We start from the raw sequence: 20,583 nt of genomic DNA, 5'->3' as shown, positions 1-20,583 counted from the left end.
TGCCTCATCAGATCAACTCTCTGGTCTTAATCTCTCTTCTGGAACATTTTCTATAGATCCACTCTACAATGAAACAGAAAACGAGGACAAATGTAAATGCAATTAAGGTTCTTATTGAGTTCAATAGTTCGTAATATACAAGGATCCCGAAGAAGAAAAGGCTGCTTACAAGGGATGACCATATCAGATATGGCTTTGCACCTGTTTCATCGGACAAACGTAAGTGGGCAGCATTAACAGCCACATATATAACCAACAAAGAAGCACTTGCCAGCATACCGATCCCTTCTAAATTCAGCAGATTTGTACACAGAATTACCAGACCTGATGTAATAAACAGACCTTCAGTACTTCTTTTCCAGACTTTCCTCTCAAAAAATTCAGGCAATTCCCCCTCCTTGGCAATAAGATAGCTGACATTTGCACCACCATAAAGAGATGCATTGATAGCTGAAGAAGTTGAAAAAAGGGCAGCCATTGCCATTATTTTGAATCCAACAGTACCCAGGAAAGGTTCTGCAGCTGCTGCTAAGGCATAGTCCTTTGCATTTGTGATCTCGGACATGGACATATTCCCAATTACTGCAAGACTTACAAGAACATAAATGCAGATTACAATTAGCACGCTCAGATATAGAGCTTTAGGGAGAGTTTTCCTGGGATCATCCATATCTTCTGCAGCATTAGTTATCAATCCAAATCCCTGATAGGCAAGAAATACGATCCCTGCTCCAAAGATTATATTTGAAAAATGTGGAAAATGTGCTATTGAGATATTATCAGGTCTTATAAAAAACAAGCCGGAAAAAGCAAAAAGCATCAGTATACCTACTTTTATTGAAACCACGAAGATCTCAGATCTGCCCACAGCTTTTGCACCTATAAAATTAATGGCTGTAAAGATTACAATAATTGCAGTAGCAAAGAAATTTGACCAAATTGCCGGCGAACCAGCAGGCATGAATGTCATCGCATAAAGCGAGAAACCTTTTGCATAAAGGGCAAGTCCAAATATGTATCCGGTCCAGAGAAGAATGTTCAGCCCACCGCTTAACACACCATCCCCGAAACCCCTTACAAGAAACTCGACAGGACCACCTGCAGAAGGATACCTTACACCCATTTTTGCATAGGAATATGTACTCAATAGAGCGATCGATCCAGCGATTATGAACGAGATATAAACTGCATTACCAGATATCTGAGTTGCAGTTCCAAATATCGAGAAGATCCCTGCACCAACCATTGCGCCAACACCAATAGAAGTAGCTGACCATAACCCCATTGATCTGTTCCCAGCCATTAAAACCATAAGAAATTTTGTACGATTTGTTATAAAAAGTAGATCCTTATAACTCTATAATAATGAAATTTAAGTTGTTATCATGGGATCAAAAGTGATATTTTCCATCAATGCACCAAAAATATATACCAATACAAGACTAAATTAAATTAACATGTGCCCTGGGGGGTGCAAGTGGCCAGTCAGTCAAGATCATTGGAATTTGATACAAGGCTTGCTTTAATTCAAATAAGTGTAGCTATTGCAATGCTCTTTGATGAAAGGAAAAGTAAAGGGGCAGAATGACCATGGTTCAAACTTTCATAAATATGGAAGAAGCAAAGAATGCGACCATAAATGAAATACTGGAGAAGATCTCATCGAGTGAGAAAGGTCTTTCTGCTTCAGAAGCAGAAGAGCGACTTGAACAATATGGACCTAATGAGATCACAGAAAAGAAAACCAGTCCTCTTGTCAAATTTTTAAGTTACTTTTGGGGTCCAATTCCATGGATGATCGAGATCGCAGCCATACTATCTGCAATTCTCAATCGTTGGGAGGACTTTTCGATCATCTTTTCACTGCTGATGTTAAATGCCATAGTGGGCTTCTGGCAGGAACACAAAGCAGACAATGCTATTGAAATGTTAAAACAGAAATTGCCTCTGAAAGCACGGGTGCTCCGCGATAATAAATGGATTGAAGTCTCTGCTCGTGAAATAGTACCCGGAGATGTGATACGACTCCGTCTGGGTGATATTTTACCCGCGGATGTTAAACTTATAGGTGGAAATTATCTGCTGGCAGACGAATCTGCATTGACCGGAGAATCACTCCCTGCAGAAAAGCATGTTCTTGATGTTGCTTACTCCGGTTCTGTTGTACGCCAGGGTGAAATGGATGCGCTGGTAGTTGCCACCGGGATGAAAACATATTTTGGTCAGACCGCTAAGCTGGTGGAAGAAGCTAAAACCCAGAGTCACTTCCAAAAGGCGGTCATCAAGATCGGTGACTATTTGATAGCTTTTGCACTTGTTCTTGTAGTCCTGATATTTTTTGTGGTGCTTTATCGCCACGAAAGTCTGCTGGATTTTTTCCAATTTGCACTGGTGCTAATTGTAGCAGCGATACCGGCAGCCCTGCCTGCAGTTCTCTCAGTGACTATGGCGATAGGTGCGATATCTCTGGCTAAAGAAGGAGCTATTGTCACTAAACTTGCTGCTGTAGAGGAAATGGCCGGAATGGACATTTTGTGTTCAGATAAGACGGGTACTATTACTAAAAATGAGCTTGCACTTTCCGAAATAAAGTTCTTCAGTGATTTTTCAGAAAAGGATGTGCTTCTGTTTGCAAGCCTATCATCAAGAGAAGAAGATCAGGACCCTATAGATAATGCAATTGTTGAGAAAACCAAAATCTACCCGGATTTTGCCGGGACAACTGCTAGCTACAAGGTAATTGATTTCTATCCTTTTGACCCCGTTTCAAAAAGGACAGAAGCTACCATAAAAGATACCAATGGCAACCGGTTCAAAGTGACTAAGGGAGCACCTCAGGTTATTCTGTCTCTTGTAGACAGCAAAGACATAAGCAGTACACAGGTTGACGAAGATGTTAATTATTTTGCTTCCAAAGGTTATCGTGCATTGGGTGTTGCCAAGACCGATGCTCAAGGAAGTTGGCATTTTGCCGGTCTTATCGCCCTTTACGATCCACCTCGGGAAGACTCAGCAGAAACCATCAAGACTGCACAATCCATGGGAGTGGATGTCAAAATGGTCACCGGTGATCACCTCGCTATTGCTAAGGAGATTGCCGGGCAGGTAAACCTGAACTCTGACATCATGCCTGCTTCCTCCTTTTTGGATATCCCCGACAGGAAAGCACAGGAAATTGTTGAAACTGCAAATGGTTTTGCCCAGGTTTTCCCGGAACATAAGTACCATATTGTTGAACTGCTGCAGCGCAAGGGTCATATTATTGGTATGACAGGAGATGGGGTCAATGATGCACCAGCCCTGAAAAAAGCGGATGCAGGTATTGCTGTCGCCGGCGCTACGAATGCAGCAAAATCAGCTGCTGATATAGTGCTAACAAAACCCGGACTCTGCGTAGTTGTTGATGCTATCAAGGAAAGTCGTAAAATATTCCAGCGGATGAACAATTATTCCATATATCGTATTACTGAAACAATTCGCATATTGCTTTTCATAACTCTTTCAATCATCGTATTCCAGTTCTATCCTGTTACTGCATTGATGATCGTCTTGCTGGCACTTCTGAATGATGCCCCAATCATGACCATTGCTTATGATAATGTCAAATATTCTGATACGCCGGAAAAATGGGATATGCGAACTCTACTAAGTATGGCTACTATACTTGGAATTATTGGAGTTGCCACATCATTTGGGATACTTTACATTGGCTTACATGTTTTTCAGTTAAACCATGAAGTTCTCCAGTCTTTTATCTATCTAAAGCTCTCTGTAGCTGGCCACTTAACAATGTTCGTAGCAAGAACGAAAGGTCCCTTCTGGTCAGTAAAACCAGCATTTCCCTTATTTATAGCGGTTATAACTACACAACTTATTGCCACAATCATCACTGTTTACGGGATTTTACTCCCTGCAATGGGCTGGAATCTTGCACTGTTTGTTTGGGGATATGCATTGGCGGCTTTTATTATAACTGATCTAATAAAAGTTCGCGCTTACGAATTACTTAACCACACGGGTATAAGATTTCACAGGTAAAATAATTATGACAAAATCATTAATCACAACAAACAGTTAAATTATTTTGATAGCAAGATAACCGTGTGGTTTTTACCTGCTTTGCAACATAGGAATTAGTAATGATAACATGTGGGGTCTATGATGCTTCTTAAAAGGATAATGGGAATGTTAAGTAGATATAAAATGATCCAGTTGTTGATAGCAGTATTTTTCCTGATAATTATTACAGGTGCCGTTTCTGCTGCCACTATCACTGTCAATGACGATCCAGAAGCAAATTATACCCGTATACAAGATGCAATAGACAATGCAAATTCTGGAGATATTATTCTTGTTAACCCTGGCACTTATAATGAAAATTTGGACATAAACAAACCATTAACAATAATATCTAATTCAGGAATCCCTAATGAAACTACGATTCAAGCTAGGGAAAATGATCATGTTTTCCATATAACCTCAAATAATGTGATCATCGGTGGTTTTAGTATAAAAGGCACTCATGGTCCTGCAAAAGCCGGAATTTATCTCGACGAAGTTCATGAATGTATAATTAGCAACAACATCCTGTCAAACAATGAGAATGGTATTGAGCTTGCATCTTCCAGTAACAATACTCTCATCAATAACACAATATACTCAAGCATTTTTGATGGAATCTTTCTTGAGCGCTCAGATAGTAATGACCTAAGAAACAATACCATATACTCAAACATATGGAATGGAATCGTTCTGGAGGCATCAAACAATAACAGATTCAGCAATAATACAATATATTCAAACCGCCTGGATGGAATTTCATTTATTAGTTCCAACAATAATAAAATTAACAATAACACTATAAGCTCGAATGGTAAGAATGGAATCTCTCTGGACATATCCAATAACAATACATTGAACGATAATTTTCTAATAAATAATAGTGAAGGAATCGAAGCAGACTATACTGAAAATCATATTTACAATAATCACATCAGTAATAGAGAAGTCGCCAGAATACCATTTGTTAACACTTTAAGTACCTTGATCATGGTTGGAGTGTGTTGCTTATTCAGAAAGAAAAACAAAAATAACGATTAATTTTATTTTATCCAATTTATTTAATATATTCTACCTTAAGAGATCGGCAGATCTTCTGGTATAAGGCTATTTAAAATATGTTGAGATCGGATTGTCATAATAATAGGGTAAGGCATATTATAAGTAATTCCGGGAGCTGTATTTTCCCGCTTTATACATGCATTTTTCAAAAATGTACGATGCGGGGGGATTCGAACCCTCGATATCTTTCCATACCAGATCTTAAGAGTTGTAGAAGTTGTTTTTGCCTGTTCTGCATAGAATCGAAGAAAGGGGCTTCTCCAAAGGTACTTTGCATTGCATGAAACAGAACACTAAGAGTGATAAACCATTTACATTGAATGCACATGTAGAGAAAGATTGGAGATGCTAAAAGCTATAAAGGAAAAAACAAAATCTCATGTAGAAGTGAAAAAGGAGGCGCGAACGCCCCCCTATGTGCGTTTTCATTTCAATTACCGCACGTTTTCCCTTTACTACCCGTATGAGAGTATGCAATTACTATTACAATTGAACTCCTGATTCATAGGTAGCATAGGCCCACGTATCACAATACGTGGTTCCATCATATTCGCCTTCATAACTGATTGCCTTAACACCGTTTTTAGGAGTGAGACTTGATGTCACTTTAAATGCACCGTCTGTATCGGTTGTTACCGAAAACCATGCCTCCCAGGTGTCAGTCTTCTTATCATACCAAAAGACTGTTATGAGTTGGTCTGGTAGTGGATTTCCGCTGGAATCTGTGAGCGTGCCCCAGACCGTTGACCTAAGCAACCCTACGTAGCATTTTACAGTGAACTGTGGCGTATAACACCAAGTACCCAAGGGCAGCCTCTCCCCCACAGCAAACTCTGGAGTGGTTCCTACAACATCTATCTCCTGCGGCCACTCACCTTTCATGTGCAGATTGCCGTATTCGTTGGCTGTTTCATTGTTGATCGAAAAGAACTTACCCCGACAGTAGAAGTGGTATTCCGTGTCGGGCTCTAGTCCATGTGCATTAAGTACATACGTCCACTGGTTCGTGTTCACGCTTAGCTTGCCGACGATCTCGTCGTGATATGTCACATCGAACTGCACCACGCGATACCGAGGGGGCAGTTTCTGTTGTTCTTCAGCGGCGCCCACACCGACAGTTGCGAGTAAGAAGATGCAGAGCATAGCTGCGATAATTCCCATTATATTTTTCATTTATTTTGTCCCACCTTATTGATTACAATCTTAAAATCCCTCTACATCTGTAGAGATCATTATCAATAAGGCAGGACATGCCCGGAATTTCCAAGTTCAAAAAAGGCAGTGATGCCTTGTCGACCCCCCACAGACAAGCATAAATCTCTAACTAAAAATTGTACTCGATCCTATATATACATTATCAAAAAATAGTATATGTTAGATAAATATATTAATATTTACCGTGGGATGTAACTTTGTTAACTAAGTGGGATAATAAAAACAGATATTATCAATAAAGTAGCTGGTCACTTTTGCCTACGGATACAATCTTAGCTATTAAATATCAAAATATCATAGCTGAAAACACAAGATTCTAAGCAAGGCTTACTCCAAATATGTTGTAAGTATTCTAGACTTTACTAGAAATCTATCATCTGAAAATTTAGAGATTTCGGTTTTTTACACTTACCTATATTCCAGAAAACGAGTGCTAGGGAAGGGATTCGAACCCTTGAATTCCTTCGAAATCGGATCTTAAGTCCGACGCCTTTGACCTGGCTGGGCAACCCTCGCAAATGAATTTTTTCTGAATTTTTGTTCAGTACAGCGCACAATATCTTAAGAGTTGTAGAAGTTGTTTTTAACTGTTCTACATTGAATGAAGAAGATGAATTTCTCTAAAAGAAATCTTCATTACATGCAGCAAAAACAAGAGAAACAATATATCGTTTACCCTCAATGTTTATATGAGAGGGAGGTTGAATCGAATGCTGGATTGCAGAATAAGCTCATTTTTGAATAGAACATGATATGGCTGCTGAAGAATATTAAAGGTTGAAGGTAGTGAATAACATTGGTTACCTCTACTATATTTTATATCAAATTTAAATGTAAAAGTAGAGCAAGTAATAATAATACGATACCTGTAACAAACCTTATCGCAGAGCGTCTTTTGTCCCTGAATTGCATTACAGTTTCAGGACTTAGCCCAAACGCCAGAAATACACCAAGTACTAACACTGGAAGTACGACTCCGAAATTGTAGACGAAAAGATATACAACTCCTTCCAGCAGGTCTGTCCTTGCTATTAACATGTCCAGAATTGAAAGATAAACGGCACCTACGCAGGGAGCTTTGACCAATGAAAATAAACCGCCTGCAAAAAACGATAAAGCAAAAGCGTTTTTTTCGTGTATTTTGTTCATAAAAGATACAATTGAACCCGGCGTTTTGAAGGTCGATTTTGAGTGGTACCGGAGGTGGTATGCATCATAGATGTGCCAGATACCAAGGACTCCTATCAATAACGTCATGAATAATGTGATAAAATCCCTTGATGCTGGGAGGATCGTAACGGCTTTCAGGAAACTTATTCCGGCTATCATGTAAGTGGTGAATATGCCAGCGCAGAAACCACCGATGATGATCAGCATTTCTTTTTTTCCTCCATTGGAGGATATTGTGATCGAAGCCAGAAATGCAAGCACTGCGAGAAGGCAGGGATTGAAGCCGGCGAGCAGAACAATTGTCGATGAAAGTTCAAAGAGAATGGCGTCTTCATCACCGTTTTCATTCAAAGGGGAGTGCCATTATCCGGAATTGGTGCTGCGTTCTTAATAGCTTCTACAAGCAGGTTTTCAAGTAACACAGCGTCTCCCTCGTAATCGGAATAGCTGATAACCGTACTTTTGTTTATGACAATAGCAGGAACAGTGTAGACTCCGTATTCTTTCATTATAGAATAGGAGGTCGCTATGTTATGACTTGTATAATTGATGTTGCCGTGCCTGCTGATTACCGAATCTATGATCGGAGATGCTTGCTGGCATTTCAGGCATACATCCTCGTAAAAATATTCGATCATCACTTCGTCTGACTGGGTTGCCGAAACAGTAACTATGTTAGAAATCGCAAGCATAAGGATTAATGAAAACACTCATTATTCAGTGACATACTGTCGAAGCACATGTTTGTTTGTCATAATTACTCTCTGAAATCTTCATTTTTGATACTTCCAGCAACTCACCAGTATCTGCTGATACATAACCTTCCAGAACATATAGGTCATTTACGCCCTGACAAGCGCAACTGCGTTCCATGATCTCAACTTTCCAAACATTGTATTCCTGCATAGCAGTGTCATACTGGTCGGAAGGTGTTTCATGAACAAGAGTTGTTCTGATTACCCTCCAATCTGGTTCAGAGTAGTAACGTGACATATACTCGGATACAATCGGGTCATTCATCGTAATTTCGATGGCATGGGAGCTATTATATATTAAATTCAACTGGGCATCATTTTCCTGTTGAGAATTATTGATATAAACACAACCAGTTCCCACAAGAGAGAGTAAAACTACTAAAGCCACTGCTGCAACCAAAGTTGATCTTTGCATAAATGTACCTTCTCCTCTTTATACATAAATTAAAATTTATCGCATATATAGATAATTAGACACTTTTTGGTTTTATTGAAATCCTGAACCAAACTAAAGACACAACCTTAAGAGTTATGTCAAAGTTGTGTATAAGTACCTTGAACTTCGTTTCCTTTACTCGATTTCTATATTCTCTTGCACAAAGACTCTCTCCATTATATGAAACGGAAGGCAGTGAGCAATAATCCATTTGCATAAAATGATACTCTAGTTTCTGCAGTTGTAGCAATTAGCTTATATCCAGTATTGCAATCTGGAAAATAAGCAACAAATGATGTGGGTCGAATAAAAATGAAAACAAAAAACAGTGGATTACTGGTGGTACTGGGAATGGTTCTGTTTGTTAGCAGTGCAGTGGGTTGTTTAACCGGACAGCCGCCAGCAGAATAAATCTCAGGAATTAGTGCTCTGTTTCTCATTTTTATAGGTGCCTGTGTCGGCATGAAAAAGGCGAAATAGTGAGCAGGGTGAATAAAAACAGATAAGGATTAAAATCTGTTTTATCAGATTTTAAACCCTTATTTAAGTTTACTCTTTCTTACGTAGAAACAGGAATGCCAGACCAAGTATTGCAATCGTTCCAAGAGTTAAAAATACAGGAATTGTCTTATCATCCAAATTTTCTTCAAGAATCACACTTTTGACGGGTTCACCTTTTTCCAAGACGCCGTCCTCATCCAACTTCACAGCGAGATCGTACATGTAGACATCTGCATCCCCATTATTCCAATCAGTCCAGACAATTCTGTTGCCGGAGATGGCAGGATTAACTTGTTTACCTGGATTTGTACAGATTGGTGTTTCCATGGCAGTTGAAAGATCATACATGTAGACATCTGCTTCTCCATTACGCCTATCTTCCCAGACGATCCTGTCACCGGAGATGGAAGGGAACAATTGATTCGTGAGATCAGTACAGATTGGTATTTCCGTTTCAGTTGAAAGGTCATACATGTAGACATCCCAGTTCCCATTGCGCATATCCATCCAGACGATCCTGTCGCCAGAGATAAAAGGAGATCCTTGATAACCGAGATTTGTACAGATTGGTATTTCCGTGCCAGTTGAAAGGTCATACATGTAGATATCTGCTTCTCCATTACGCCAATCAATCCAGGCGATCCTGTCACCGGAGATGGAAGGGGACTCTTGATCCGCAGGATTTGTACAGATTGGTATTTCCGTGCCAGTTGAAAGGTCATACATGTAGATATCTGCTTCTCCATTACGGTTATCCTCCCAGACTACCCTGTCACCGGAGATGGAAGGAGATCCTTGATAATCGAGATTTATACAGATTGGTGTTTCCGTGTCAGTTGAAAGGTCATACATGTAGATATCTTCGTTCCAATTGCGATCATCCATCCAGACAATTTTGTTGTCGGAGATGGCAGGATTCGCTTGTTTATCGGGATTGATACAGATTGGTGATTCCATGGCAGTTAAGAGGATATACAGGTTGGTACAGATTGGTGTTTCCATGGCAACTGAAAGGTCATACATGTGGATATCCCAGTTCCCATTGCGCACATCCATCCAGACGATCCTGTCACCAGAGATGGCAGGATTCACTTGTCTATCGGGATTTGTACAGATTGGTGTTTCCATACCCTGTGCTACCACTGATGCTGTTCCAATGGTCATTAATAGCAAAGCCATTCCAAAACAAATCAGTATACTTTGTTTAATTATCATTACTTCCACCATCTCATAATATTCGTTTCTTCAGGATCATCCACTTCAGTATAGATCAGTATAACTAAAGCCAGAACATACCAAAAACCATCAGGCATAAATAAATGGCAGCGCCGCCTTGTCTTCCCCCAGAGACGAATATGAACTTCTAATTTAAATTTCTATTTTGTCTTATAAATACATTCTTAAAGAAAACCCCATATTACATAAATATAATAATATATATTATTGGTTTTAATATTGTTAACTGAGTGGGATAATAAAAACAGATATTATCAATAAAGTATCTGGTCACTTTTGCCTACTTTGTTAGCAATGTTATAACCCATAATAAATATTAATATATTTAAGTAACATATACTATTTTTTGATAATGTATAAATAGGATCGAGTACAATTTTTAGTTAGAGATTTATGCTTGTCTGTGGGGGGGTCGACAAGGCATCGCTGCCTTTTTTGAACTTGGAAATTCCGGGCATGTCCTGCCTTATTGATAATGATCTCTACAGATGTAGAGGGATCTTAAGATTGTAATCAATAAGGTGGTGGAAATAATGGGAATTAAACAAGGTATACTGATAAGTTTCGGAATAGCTTTGCTGTTAATGACCGTGGGAACTGCTGTTGCTGTAGAAGCACCAGCAGAAGAATGGAACATGACGTTTGGAGGCATAAATCCTGATATCGCTAAGTCTGTTCAGCAAACATCAGATGGCGGATTTGTACTGGCAGGTTACACAAGTTCTTTTGGTGCGGGCGATACTTATGATGCCTGGCTAATCAAGACTTATGAAAATGGTACTGAAGAATGGAATATGACATTTGGTGGCATGTGTTCTGCTTATGCCTATTCTGTTCAGCAAACTAATGAAGATAACGGATACATAATCGCAGGTTCTTATGAAGCACCTAAATATTCTTATAACGGATGGTTAATCAAGACTTTTGAAAACGGTACTATAGAATGGGACAAGATATTTGATAGTGGTAATTCTGACGATAGCATTAATTCTGTTCAGATATCAGATGGGGGATATATACTTGCAGGTAAAGCGGGATTTAAAACTTATGATGGATGGCTGATTAAGACCTATGCAAATGGTACTGAAGAATGGAACAAGAGATTTGATTATGGAAGTTGTTCTATAGCATCTGCTCAACTGACACCGGATGGATACATACTCGCAGGTCGTTACCAACAATCTTTCAATACTCCTTCTGATGCCTTACTGATTAAGACCTTTGAAAACGGTACTGAAGAATGGAACATGACATTTGGAGGCACAGGTTATGATGAAGCCTATTCTGTTCAACAAACATCAGATGGCGGATTTGTACTGGCAGGTTACGAACAACAATATTATAGTGCTCCTTATGATGCCTGGCTAATCAAGACCGATGAGAATGGTACTGAAGAATGGAATATGACATTTGGTGGTACAGGTAATGATAGAGCTTATTCTGTTCAGCAGACAGATGATGGCGGGTACATAGTCGCAGGTTACACAACATCTTTAGGTGCAGGTGATTATGACGCTTGGCTAATCAAGACTTATGAAAATGGTACTGAAGAATGGAATATGACATTTGGCGGTACAGGTAATGATCATTTCTATTCCGTGCAACTGACCTCAGACGGAGGATACATAGTTGCAGGTTCCAACAACGATGATGCGTGGCTGATTAAGATTGCAGGACCTGATCCGGTTAAAGCTCTGGAAAGTCTTGTGCAAGATATTGGAAGTGATGAGAATCTATCCGCTTCTACAATAAAGAGTCTGAATGCAAAACTTGATGATGTAATCACTACGCTTGATAAGGAAGAATATGAGAAAGCTATTGATAAACTTGAAAAATTCATTGATAGCGTTGAAAAATTGAAGGATCAAGGAAAACTATCGGAGGAACAGGCTGAAGACCTGATCAAAGAGGCAGAGACCATCATTAAGCTTATTGAGAATTCTGAAGGGTAATCTAACCCTTCTTTGATTTTTTTTGTTCAATCATTCAGAATCAAAGAACTCGCATATTTTAATTCCTTGAGGGTTGGCATCTGGCAGGTAAATTGAAATTGTTCTTCCTATTGCAGTGAATTGAGCCTCAAAATGAATGCTATTATTGATTAAATTTAGAACATATTCTAGTTATATGTATAACTAATTTAATAATGAATATAGATTTAAATTTTTATTTAAAGAGGGACATTTGATGGATAATAATGAAAAGGACATGAAGAGGAATGAAAATAATAGTCAGGGGCAAATAAATGATACTGCCGTCAAGCTTCCAGAAAATTTGTCTCAGTTCTTGAAGGTAAAACCAGCCGAAAAAAAGGAAATTGAAGAGAAAGAATACGTAAGCGAAACTCTGACAAAGGAAGTTGGTTTTAGAAGCGATATATCAAGGAAAAGGATAGATATAAGGAAATTTAAGGCTGAGGGCTTGAATAAGTATATTGATGACTATAAATTACACCAGTATAATCTTATTAAAAACGCCAAGATATCTATGGAAGTTTACGAGATCGATCCAATAAGTTCATACTACCCTTTATTTGATGGATATATTAAAACACCAAAAAATGACATCTTTATTGAAGTCAAAAACAATATTGAACCCTTGTTTTATATCAAAGATAGATTATACTTTATGCTCAGTAAGATATACTATTATGGTATTATTAAAAATTTAAATGCTTCTTTAGTTCTTATTTTAATTACTACTAAAGAAGATAAATTAAGTAAAACTTATTATAAAGTTAACCGGTTTTTTGAACCTGCTATAACGAGTGGATTATTGAAAATAATTGAGTATACAGTAGATGAATTGGAATCATCTAATATTTACAGAGATGAGATTTAATTATTCACAATTTTTTTATTAAACTTACAAAGTATGAAATCTTATAAATTAGTTTTACTGATGATTCGAATTTGAGCTAAATCATTCAAAAAGTGAATTGTTTATTTAATTTCTAGAATACTCGATTTACATACTATCCAAGATTTAACTAAATGGATAAGCTCAATATCCTTGTCCTTTCATCCAAAAACCAATATCAATAGAATGAGTTTCTTATCTAATTCTTGTACGAAATTGAAGAATTATGTAGAAATTACTTATGAAATGAAGAAATCGTTAGCAATAGGAATAATTTCTTATAAGAACCTTATACGAAAGATAAAGAGGATGATAAGAAAAGAAAGAAGATGGTTTTCTCTAAGGGTGCACTTCATTACATGAAGCAGAATGCCAAAAGTGAGAAGCCGTTTACCCTCAATGCTCCTTCAAAGTGCAATTGTCTCGGTGGATAGTGAAATTGCTTGAAGTTGTCTGATTTATTTTGCCGTACAATTGTCATTTATTTTGTAAATATGAAATTTGATAGCAGAGGTTATTTATATTATATGATGCTATAAAGCACCAGTTCGATTGCTCAACGATTTCATAAAGGATTACTCTATTTGCGTGTGCTTCTTTTAACAATTGCTGACAGTAAGAAGTAGTCATATCGGAATGAGCGATTTGGTTAAGACAAGGTAAAACTGGTCATGCGATAATTCTCAGTCACGGTTCTGCTGTACGGACTATATAAATATTTAGGAGATAAACAAATGGGATACAATAACAGAGGCGGAAACAGTAGAGGTGGCGGTGGCTTTAGGTCAAACAATGGTCCAAGAGAAATGCACAAGACAACATGCTCTGACTGCAAACAGGAGACTGAAGTACCTTTCAAGCCATCTGGTGACAGACCTGTATACTGCAGGGAATGTTTCCAGAAACACAGACCAGCCAGATACTAAACATATCTTGATATAATTCAATTCTGATATATTTTAATAAAAGACAGATACACTGTAATCGTCCCGATTGATCAGTATCTGTCTGACATACTTTTTCGTTGTCCTTATTTTTTGACGATCTATCTCGTAAGCTAAGCTAGAGAGGATTCTATTAATGAAAATCGAAAATGTGTTATGTACTGAGTGTGGAATCCCTATACTTGCAACAATACCTCCGGACAGAGCATTATGTGTGTTTCGATATTAGTGCTGTATTTGCGTATCCTTTGGTAATGTTTGTTGCGGGGCCACTTGTTGGTTTTGTATTTAGAACAATATTCCCAGAAGGTTCTATTGTTGATATTGCAGAATGATTTTCGTCACTTAAAACCCCTCTTTTTTTTCAAAAGAAAGGAAGTAAAATTTTGGCTTTGTAGAAATCCTCAACAATACCAAATATACAATTTTGACATACCTGTCAAGATTGTGTATTAATACCTTGAATTTTACTTATTTTACTTGGTTTCTGTACTTTCTTGCACAGAAACCATCACAATTTCCCCCCACCCCTCCTTGAAATGAGCATCCAGACTAAATGACTTATAGATTTAGCGTTCTGTTTCATGTAATGGAGAGGACCTTTAGAAAATCTCCATCCTACATATCAACATCTTAGTCCATCACAACATGCTCATGGACACTCATTTCATTTATCCAGTGTACCTTTTTCCCATGCAATAGATAATACACTAAGAGGCATACTGCAGCAACAATTGCCATAACCATATACATTCCTCTGTAACCAAAGAAAGGAATCATTAATCCAACCAGTAAAGGTCCAATTCCCATTCCTATGTCTGTGAACGCAAAATAGGTTGAATTCGCCAAGCCCATACGATGTTGCGGAGTTACGTTTACAGAAATTGCCTGAGTACTGGACTGTATGGCTCCAAATCCAAGACCGAGCACAGCTCCGGCCAATAAAATAGTGTATCCATGATGAGCCTGGCTAAACAGAGTAATCCCTATTGAAAATATTAGAATTGCCGGGTACATGATTGAATTTTCACCTTTGGAGTCAAACAATCGGCCAATAACCGGCCTCGTAATTGCGACGACTGCACCATATACGATAAAAAAGAAGCTGGCTGCGCTAATCAAATTAATTTCCTGTGAGTACACTGCAACGAATGAAACAACACTCGAATAACAAATATAAATAATCATACAACACATTGAAATTGGAATGACTTTTGTTTCAAAGAAATTGTCAAATTTGAACTCCTTCATTTCCTCCAACTGTTCTGCTGTTAATTCCATTTCATTTAGAGATGACAAAAATGGCATAATCAAAAAACTGATTATCGAAGTAATAGTACAGGCGACAAAAATCATGTTGAAGCTGCCATTCTGGGTAATGAAAATGCCTAAAAAGGGACCAACAGCTGTTGCAAGTATCAAGCTTAATCCGTAATAACTGATACCTTCACCCCTCCTATCCATGGGAATAATACTCGCAATGATCGTACCTGTTGCTGTAGTAATAATACCAAATGACATACCGTGAAGAAAACGGACGATAACTAGGAGGATAATACTATTTACCCCGAAATATAGCAATGTCGTAATAAAACTGAAAATAATTCCTGAATAAAGTGTTTTCTTATAGCCAATCTGTCCCATCCATTTCCCGATAAGCAGGCGCATAAAAAGTCCGCCAATCACGAATATACTGGTAGCAATGCCTGCTTCACCTGGTGATGAGTCAAATTTGCTCATTGCATACCCGGAAATAACTATCATTAACAAATAAAAGCTTAAAAAAGCTAATAAATTCTCAATAGAAATAATTATAAAATCTTTAGTCCATAATTTTGATTTTTTTGGAACCATATTTAATCTCTCAATTTTTTTCGTAAAGCAGTATTTAGACTGAATGCTGATGCTTTTGTTTTGTGTGTTTAGAGAAACGATGCCATTACAACAAAAGCAAATGGAAGCGAAAGTGCATAGAATAAAATTATCAGTCCTGCTGACTGGTGGAGTGTTGTCTGCACAAATTTGACTACTTCTGGCAATTCTCACATAATTCGGGATACATTGCCAAACATTATTTCGAGTGAGCTAATAATCTCTTTTCTTTGATCTTCATCGAAACCGGATAAGAGAATGTCCTCCCACTCAGAAGCTATCTTTTTCATCTCTGGTTCCAGTTTTTTTCCTTTCTCTGTAAGAAAAATCATGTATGAACGCCTGTCTCTTTCATCAACCTGCCTAAAAACATAACCCCGATCAACAAGTTTTTTTATAGCCCTTGTAGTAGTGGCCTTATCAATCTTTAGATAGTTTGAAAGAGATTCCTGATTGACACCATCTTCGTGATACAATCGCATGAGAAAAGAGAACTGTCCACTTCCTATACCATATGGTTCAATTTTCTTTTCAATATAGATTTGTCCATATCGATAGAGGTATGAGATGAACTTCCCGCTGAACTCATTATCGCACATTTGTACACCTTTTTTTGCAAACGTTGATCCAGTCAATTTTTAATTATCTCACTATATTGTCTACTCGATTAGTTGCAGAAGCAACTAGGTGATTGTAATGCAACTTGTTGATATATAGTTGTCGATGCAACTAATTTCTCGCAGAAATTTCAACTATGATATTTTGATATTTAATAGTTAAGATTGTATCCTTAAGCAAAAAAAGTGACCAGATACTTTATCGATAAACTGTCTTGGAGCAATTGATTAATTATATCTTTATAGTACAATTTAAGTCAATATGCTCCTTTAACAACATTCCCCCCAATTCTCCAACCTTTCCCTAACATGAGCGTTAAGAGTAAACGGTTTATCGCTCTTGATTCAAACCTTTTTGATCATATGTAATTAGAGTTCTATAATGAATAATTCTTTTGACCACTCGAATATATTTGATCTAGGTTATATGACATTTTTTGTTTTTTAATTACTTTGCTTTAATTTATTTTTTCTTTAAATCATATTCTGAAAATAAGTTAAGAACTGATTAATTTTCTTTCGATACCTATATGTGCTATCAAAATAATTATTATATGTGGCCATTAACAGGCTTTTGATTTTAGGGAGTGTAATCAAATGTTATTCATGGATATAGTTACTTGGGAACCTAAGGACAACGATGAATTAATGAGAAGATACAGCGAGTGGAGCTGGCCTGAAAGTGTGGAAGTGATCAGTGAATGGACCGATCTTGCAACCTGCAGATATGTTGCTGTGGTAGACATTAAGGATTCGGAAAGTTATGCTATTGCAGCTCTTCCCTGGAAGAGCATTTGCCATATCGAGTCATTTCCTGTTATGGAAACGTCTAAGCTAATGGCGATGATGTCCGAACAAATATAAATGATCAGATTTTGAACGGATTACTCCTGAGTTGAAGTTAAGCAGGATGGGTGCTAGTAAGTATGAGAAATACTTCTAGCTACTATCCTCTAAAAAAAGTATAACTATCGAGTATACCTCGTAGGTATATATTTATGTCTTTTAAGTATATATCTATACCATCCAAGGGTATATTTATGTCTTTTTTAGGCATATTATTAACGTATTTAGTTAGATCCTTAACGCTTTTAACGCTTATAGTTATTTACCTATCTCTTAAAGATAAATTCTTATCTCTTAGAGATAGATTCCTATCGTATAAGTTTTTATACGATATTTCGAGTTCGGATATAAACTTAGATAGATTAGTATAAAAATTTTAGATTAGTCTATCTTGTAGATTACAGTTTAATCTCTTAGTCTAAATAAGAAAAGGACTCATAATTCAATGATAGTATTAATGTGCTAAAATTTTGTATCTGTAGAAATCCTACATAGCAAATGTAACTTACTCAACAGATTAGATAGTATTGCTCTTATTTTTTATTGCGATTTATCAACTTTATAGTGGAAATTCTAGTAAAAAAATAGGGCCGTAAGCATAATCTACGGATATAGGGAGATTATTCGAGAAGTTTATGGAGTTACCTTCAAACAACTTCATTAAATAAGTTAGTTTGAGATATAGTACATACTAAGACGAATGGTTAAAGTAATTTTTGGGAGTTGCATTTTCCCTCTTTACCTATATCCCAAAAGAAAAGTGCGGGTATATAGTTAATGTGAATTTTTTGTCCGCAATATTTTTTTTTATTTTGCAATTATATTTCTTAATTCATAAAATATAAATATAATAGAATTATTTAAAAATTGAGTAGAATTCTCTAATGGATTCTAAAAATTAAAGTGGGGAGTATAAATGAGAATTAAAAAAACTATACTAATTTGTTTTGGAATAGCTTTAGTATTAATGACCGTAGGAACTGCATCAGCAGGCACAATCACAGTAAACAACAGCACCGGACCAGTAGCAGATTTTACTTCGATACAGGCTGCTATAGATGCTGCAGTTGATGGGGATACAGTCCTTGTCTATCCAGGAACTTACAATGAGAACGTGGATGTGTACAAAGAGTTAACGATAATCTCACAATCCGGTAATCCGGATGATACTCATGTTAGAGCTGCAAGTTCAAATGATTACGTCTTCACCGTAATAGCGAATAATGTAACAATTAGCGGTTTTAATGTAACAGGTGCCTCTGAGTTACCGAAAGCCGGGATACATCTCGAGGGAGATGATGAAAACAGTACCAATAACAATACTATCAGTAACAATAAAATCTCGAACAACTGGTGTGGCATCTCTCTGCGTTATTCCAGCAACAATAAGCTGATTAATAACACTGTAAACTCGAACAACGGAGGGGGCATTTGGCTGACAGACTTCAGCAACGAAAACACGCTGATTAATAATACTGCAAACTCGAACAATAATCACGGCATCATGATAGGTTTGGCCTTCCACAACGAGCTGACTAACAACACTGCAAACGGGAACAGCGGTATCGGCATCTTACTTTCAGTGGAATCCGGCAACAATAAGTTGATTAGTAACACTGCAAACGGGAACAGCGGTGGCATCTTTCTGTCTGGTTCCTGCTGTCACAACGACCTTATCAATAACACTGCAAACTGGAACAACGGCGATGGCATATCATTAACGGATTGGTGCAGCTACAATAAGTTAACTAATAACATCGTAAATTCGAACGATCAGAACGGTATCTACTTACAGGGATATAGTGAATTTAATACACTGGATAATAACAGTATAAGCTCGAACGAGCAGAACGGTATATATATATCTTTTTCTTGCTCCAACACATTGACTAGTAACATTGTAAACTCGAATAATTGGACAGGTATCGAGCTATTCTCAATATGCAGTGACAATATCATCTACAACAATTACTTCGACAACACGAACAACACTCTAATCTCTGCAGACAGCACCGGAAACATCTGGAACATCACCAAGACAGCAGGCACCAACATAATTGGTGGTCCCTATCTAGGTGGAAACTACTGGTCCCATCCTGATGGTACAGGTTTCAGCCAGATGAATGAAGATACGGATAGCGACGGTTTCTGTGATTCACCTCTAAGTGAATATGAATTAGACGTAAATAACATTGATTACCTGCCATTGTACTTAGCGCCTCTTACACCAACTGAGAAAGTAGAAAATCTCAGAGATTATATCAGTAGTCTGGAAGGAGTAGATAACGGTACCAAAGAATCCCTCAATGCAAAACTCGATAATGCAATTCACCATCTGGAAAAAGGAGATGAGGATAAGGCTATCAAAAAACTTGAGGATCTCATTAAATTTGTTAGTATAATGGAACGACAAGATAAGTTAGGAGATGAGCAAGCTGAATACCTAATCAATGAAGCAAATAGCATCATTGAGATGATACAGAATTCAGAAGGGTAATTTACCCTTCTTTGATCTTTTTTATTAACTTTTCTGGATCAATTTAAACCGTTTACTACAACAAAATCTTTAATTGTGTTGTTGATTTCAATTTCCACCATTTCCACGAAGTTTAAACTCTTTGGTTAACACATACCCTAATTATTAAGTTATGATGTATCGTCCTAAACAAAAAGGTTCGAATCCAATCCCCTGCATAGCAAGTCGGGGATATAGGTAACAGCAAAAAACACTACGCTTTTTTGCACAATCTATGCATAACCTCCTATTTGAGTTCATATTTTTATTTCTATATTGGGTTCAATTTGATAGTCTGGGTTTTCTTCAATAAATGTTTGAATGTTGTATGTTGTGAATGCAGAGGTTCTTTAATCTTCTTCTAAAGAATACCATAGGTTTGAATCGGACTCTTCAAACACATGTTCTGGCACCTTGGGGATGAAGGCATCCCTCGAACAAACAGGATGTCTTTGCATTATTCAGTGAGTTCCATCGTGGAAGAATAGAATGAAAT

The 20,583-nt window shown here is 37.4% G+C and carries 15 protein-coding genes, 1 tRNA gene and 1 pseudogene; 7 read left to right on the top strand and 10 right to left on the bottom strand.

Features of this window, described 5'->3' with window-relative positions; genetic code table 11:
- Window positions 1-7: 7 nt before the first annotated feature.
- A complete protein-coding gene (locus tag ACR3I3_RS08165; protein WP_440951769.1) occupies window positions 8-1,285 on the bottom strand; it encodes an APC family permease in 1,278 nt (425 codons plus the stop codon).
- Between the two features lie 326 nt (window positions 1,286-1,611).
- Between ACR3I3_RS08165 and ACR3I3_RS08160 the strand changes: the two genes are divergently transcribed.
- On the top strand, window positions 1,612-4,038 hold the full coding sequence (locus ACR3I3_RS08160) for a plasma-membrane proton-efflux P-type ATPase (protein WP_440951768.1): 2,427 nt from the start codon (window positions 1,612-1,614) through the stop codon (window positions 4,036-4,038).
- A gap of 120 nt (window positions 4,039-4,158) precedes the next feature.
- On the top strand, window positions 4,159-5,100 hold the full coding sequence (locus ACR3I3_RS08155; RefSeq protein ID WP_440951767.1) for a right-handed parallel beta-helix repeat-containing protein: 942 nt from the start codon (window positions 4,159-4,161) through the stop codon (window positions 5,098-5,100).
- Window positions 5,101-5,604: 504 nt separating this feature from the next.
- On the opposite strand, the gene ACR3I3_RS08150 is transcribed toward ACR3I3_RS08155, so the two are convergent.
- From ACR3I3_RS08150 to ACR3I3_RS08125, 6 genes are all read right to left on the bottom strand, one after another.
- Entirely contained in the window at window positions 5,605-6,294 is a 690-nt protein-coding gene (locus ACR3I3_RS08150) for a carboxypeptidase-like regulatory domain-containing protein (RefSeq protein WP_440951766.1), read from the bottom strand.
- A 473-nt stretch (window positions 6,295-6,767) separates the two neighbouring features.
- A tRNA-Leu gene (locus ACR3I3_RS08145) sits at window positions 6,768-6,852 on the bottom strand.
- Between the two features lie 300 nt (window positions 6,853-7,152).
- On the bottom strand, window positions 7,153-7,857 hold the full coding sequence (locus ACR3I3_RS08140) for a cytochrome c biogenesis CcdA family protein (RefSeq protein WP_440951765.1): 705 nt from the start codon (window positions 7,855-7,857) through the stop codon (window positions 7,153-7,155).
- On the bottom strand, window positions 7,854-8,216 hold the full coding sequence (locus ACR3I3_RS08135; RefSeq protein ID WP_440951764.1) for a thioredoxin family protein: 363 nt from the start codon (window positions 8,214-8,216) through the stop codon (window positions 7,854-7,856). The genes ACR3I3_RS08140 and ACR3I3_RS08135 overlap by 4 nt, the downstream gene beginning before the upstream one ends.
- Window positions 8,217-8,223: 7 nt before the next feature.
- Window positions 8,224-8,676, bottom strand: coding sequence for a hypothetical protein (locus tag ACR3I3_RS08130; protein ID WP_440951763.1), 453 nt, complete (start codon window positions 8,674-8,676; stop codon window positions 8,224-8,226).
- Window positions 8,677-9,246: 570 nt separating this feature from the next.
- Entirely contained in the window at window positions 9,247-10,362 is a 1,116-nt protein-coding gene (locus ACR3I3_RS08125; RefSeq protein WP_440951762.1) for a hypothetical protein, read from the bottom strand.
- 605 nt (window positions 10,363-10,967) lie between these two features.
- Between ACR3I3_RS08125 and ACR3I3_RS08120 the strand changes: the two genes are divergently transcribed.
- The 3 genes from ACR3I3_RS08120 (at window position 10,968) to ACR3I3_RS08110 (ending at window position 14,219) form a co-directional block, all read left to right on the top strand.
- The gene (locus ACR3I3_RS08120; RefSeq protein ID WP_440951761.1) at window positions 10,968-12,386 is read left to right on the top strand and encodes an FIMAH domain-containing protein; all 1,419 of its coding nucleotides are present in this window, start codon (window positions 10,968-10,970) and stop codon (window positions 12,384-12,386) included.
- Between the two features lie 235 nt (window positions 12,387-12,621).
- Window positions 12,622-13,275, top strand: coding sequence for a hypothetical protein (locus ACR3I3_RS08115; RefSeq protein WP_440951760.1), 654 nt, complete (start codon window positions 12,622-12,624; stop codon window positions 13,273-13,275).
- 752 nt (window positions 13,276-14,027) lie between these two features.
- Entirely contained in the window at window positions 14,028-14,219 is a 192-nt protein-coding gene (locus tag ACR3I3_RS08110; protein WP_440951759.1) for a CxxC-x17-CxxC domain-containing protein, read from the top strand.
- A 363-nt stretch (window positions 14,220-14,582) separates the two neighbouring features.
- Here the strand turns inward: ACR3I3_RS08110 and ACR3I3_RS08105 are convergent.
- From ACR3I3_RS08105 to ACR3I3_RS08095, 3 genes and pseudogenes are all read right to left on the bottom strand, one after another.
- Window positions 14,583-14,738 (bottom strand): annotated as a pseudogene (locus ACR3I3_RS08105) (IS5 family transposase); the annotation flags it as partial.
- Between the two features lie 132 nt (window positions 14,739-14,870).
- Window positions 14,871-16,091, bottom strand: a complete 1,221-nt coding sequence (locus tag ACR3I3_RS08100; protein WP_440951758.1) for an MFS transporter — start codon at window positions 16,089-16,091, stop codon at window positions 14,871-14,873.
- A gap of 188 nt (window positions 16,092-16,279) precedes the next feature.
- Window positions 16,280-16,708: a MarR family winged helix-turn-helix transcriptional regulator gene (locus ACR3I3_RS08095; protein ID WP_440951757.1), complete on the bottom strand. Its 429-nt coding sequence runs from the start codon at window positions 16,706-16,708 to the stop codon at window positions 16,280-16,282.
- Between the two features lie 615 nt (window positions 16,709-17,323).
- Here ACR3I3_RS08095 and ACR3I3_RS08090 point away from each other — a divergent pair.
- Both ACR3I3_RS08090 and ACR3I3_RS08085 read left to right on the top strand, forming a co-directional pair.
- Window positions 17,324-17,590: a DUF3303 domain-containing protein gene (locus ACR3I3_RS08090; RefSeq protein WP_440951756.1), complete on the top strand. Its 267-nt coding sequence runs from the start codon at window positions 17,324-17,326 to the stop codon at window positions 17,588-17,590.
- 898 nt (window positions 17,591-18,488) lie between these two features.
- Window positions 18,489-20,069 (top strand): right-handed parallel beta-helix repeat-containing protein, encoded by a 1,581-nt coding sequence (locus ACR3I3_RS08085; protein ID WP_440951755.1) that lies wholly within the window; start codon window positions 18,489-18,491, stop codon window positions 20,067-20,069.
- Window positions 20,070-20,583: the final 514 nt, after the last annotated feature.

The sequence above is a fragment of the Methanococcoides mangrovi genome (genome assembly GCF_052057775.1).
In the GTDB taxonomy this organism is placed as follows: domain Archaea; phylum Halobacteriota; class Methanosarcinia; order Methanosarcinales; family Methanosarcinaceae; genus Methanococcoides.
This window is presented reverse-complemented; position numbering and strand designations above follow the sequence as displayed.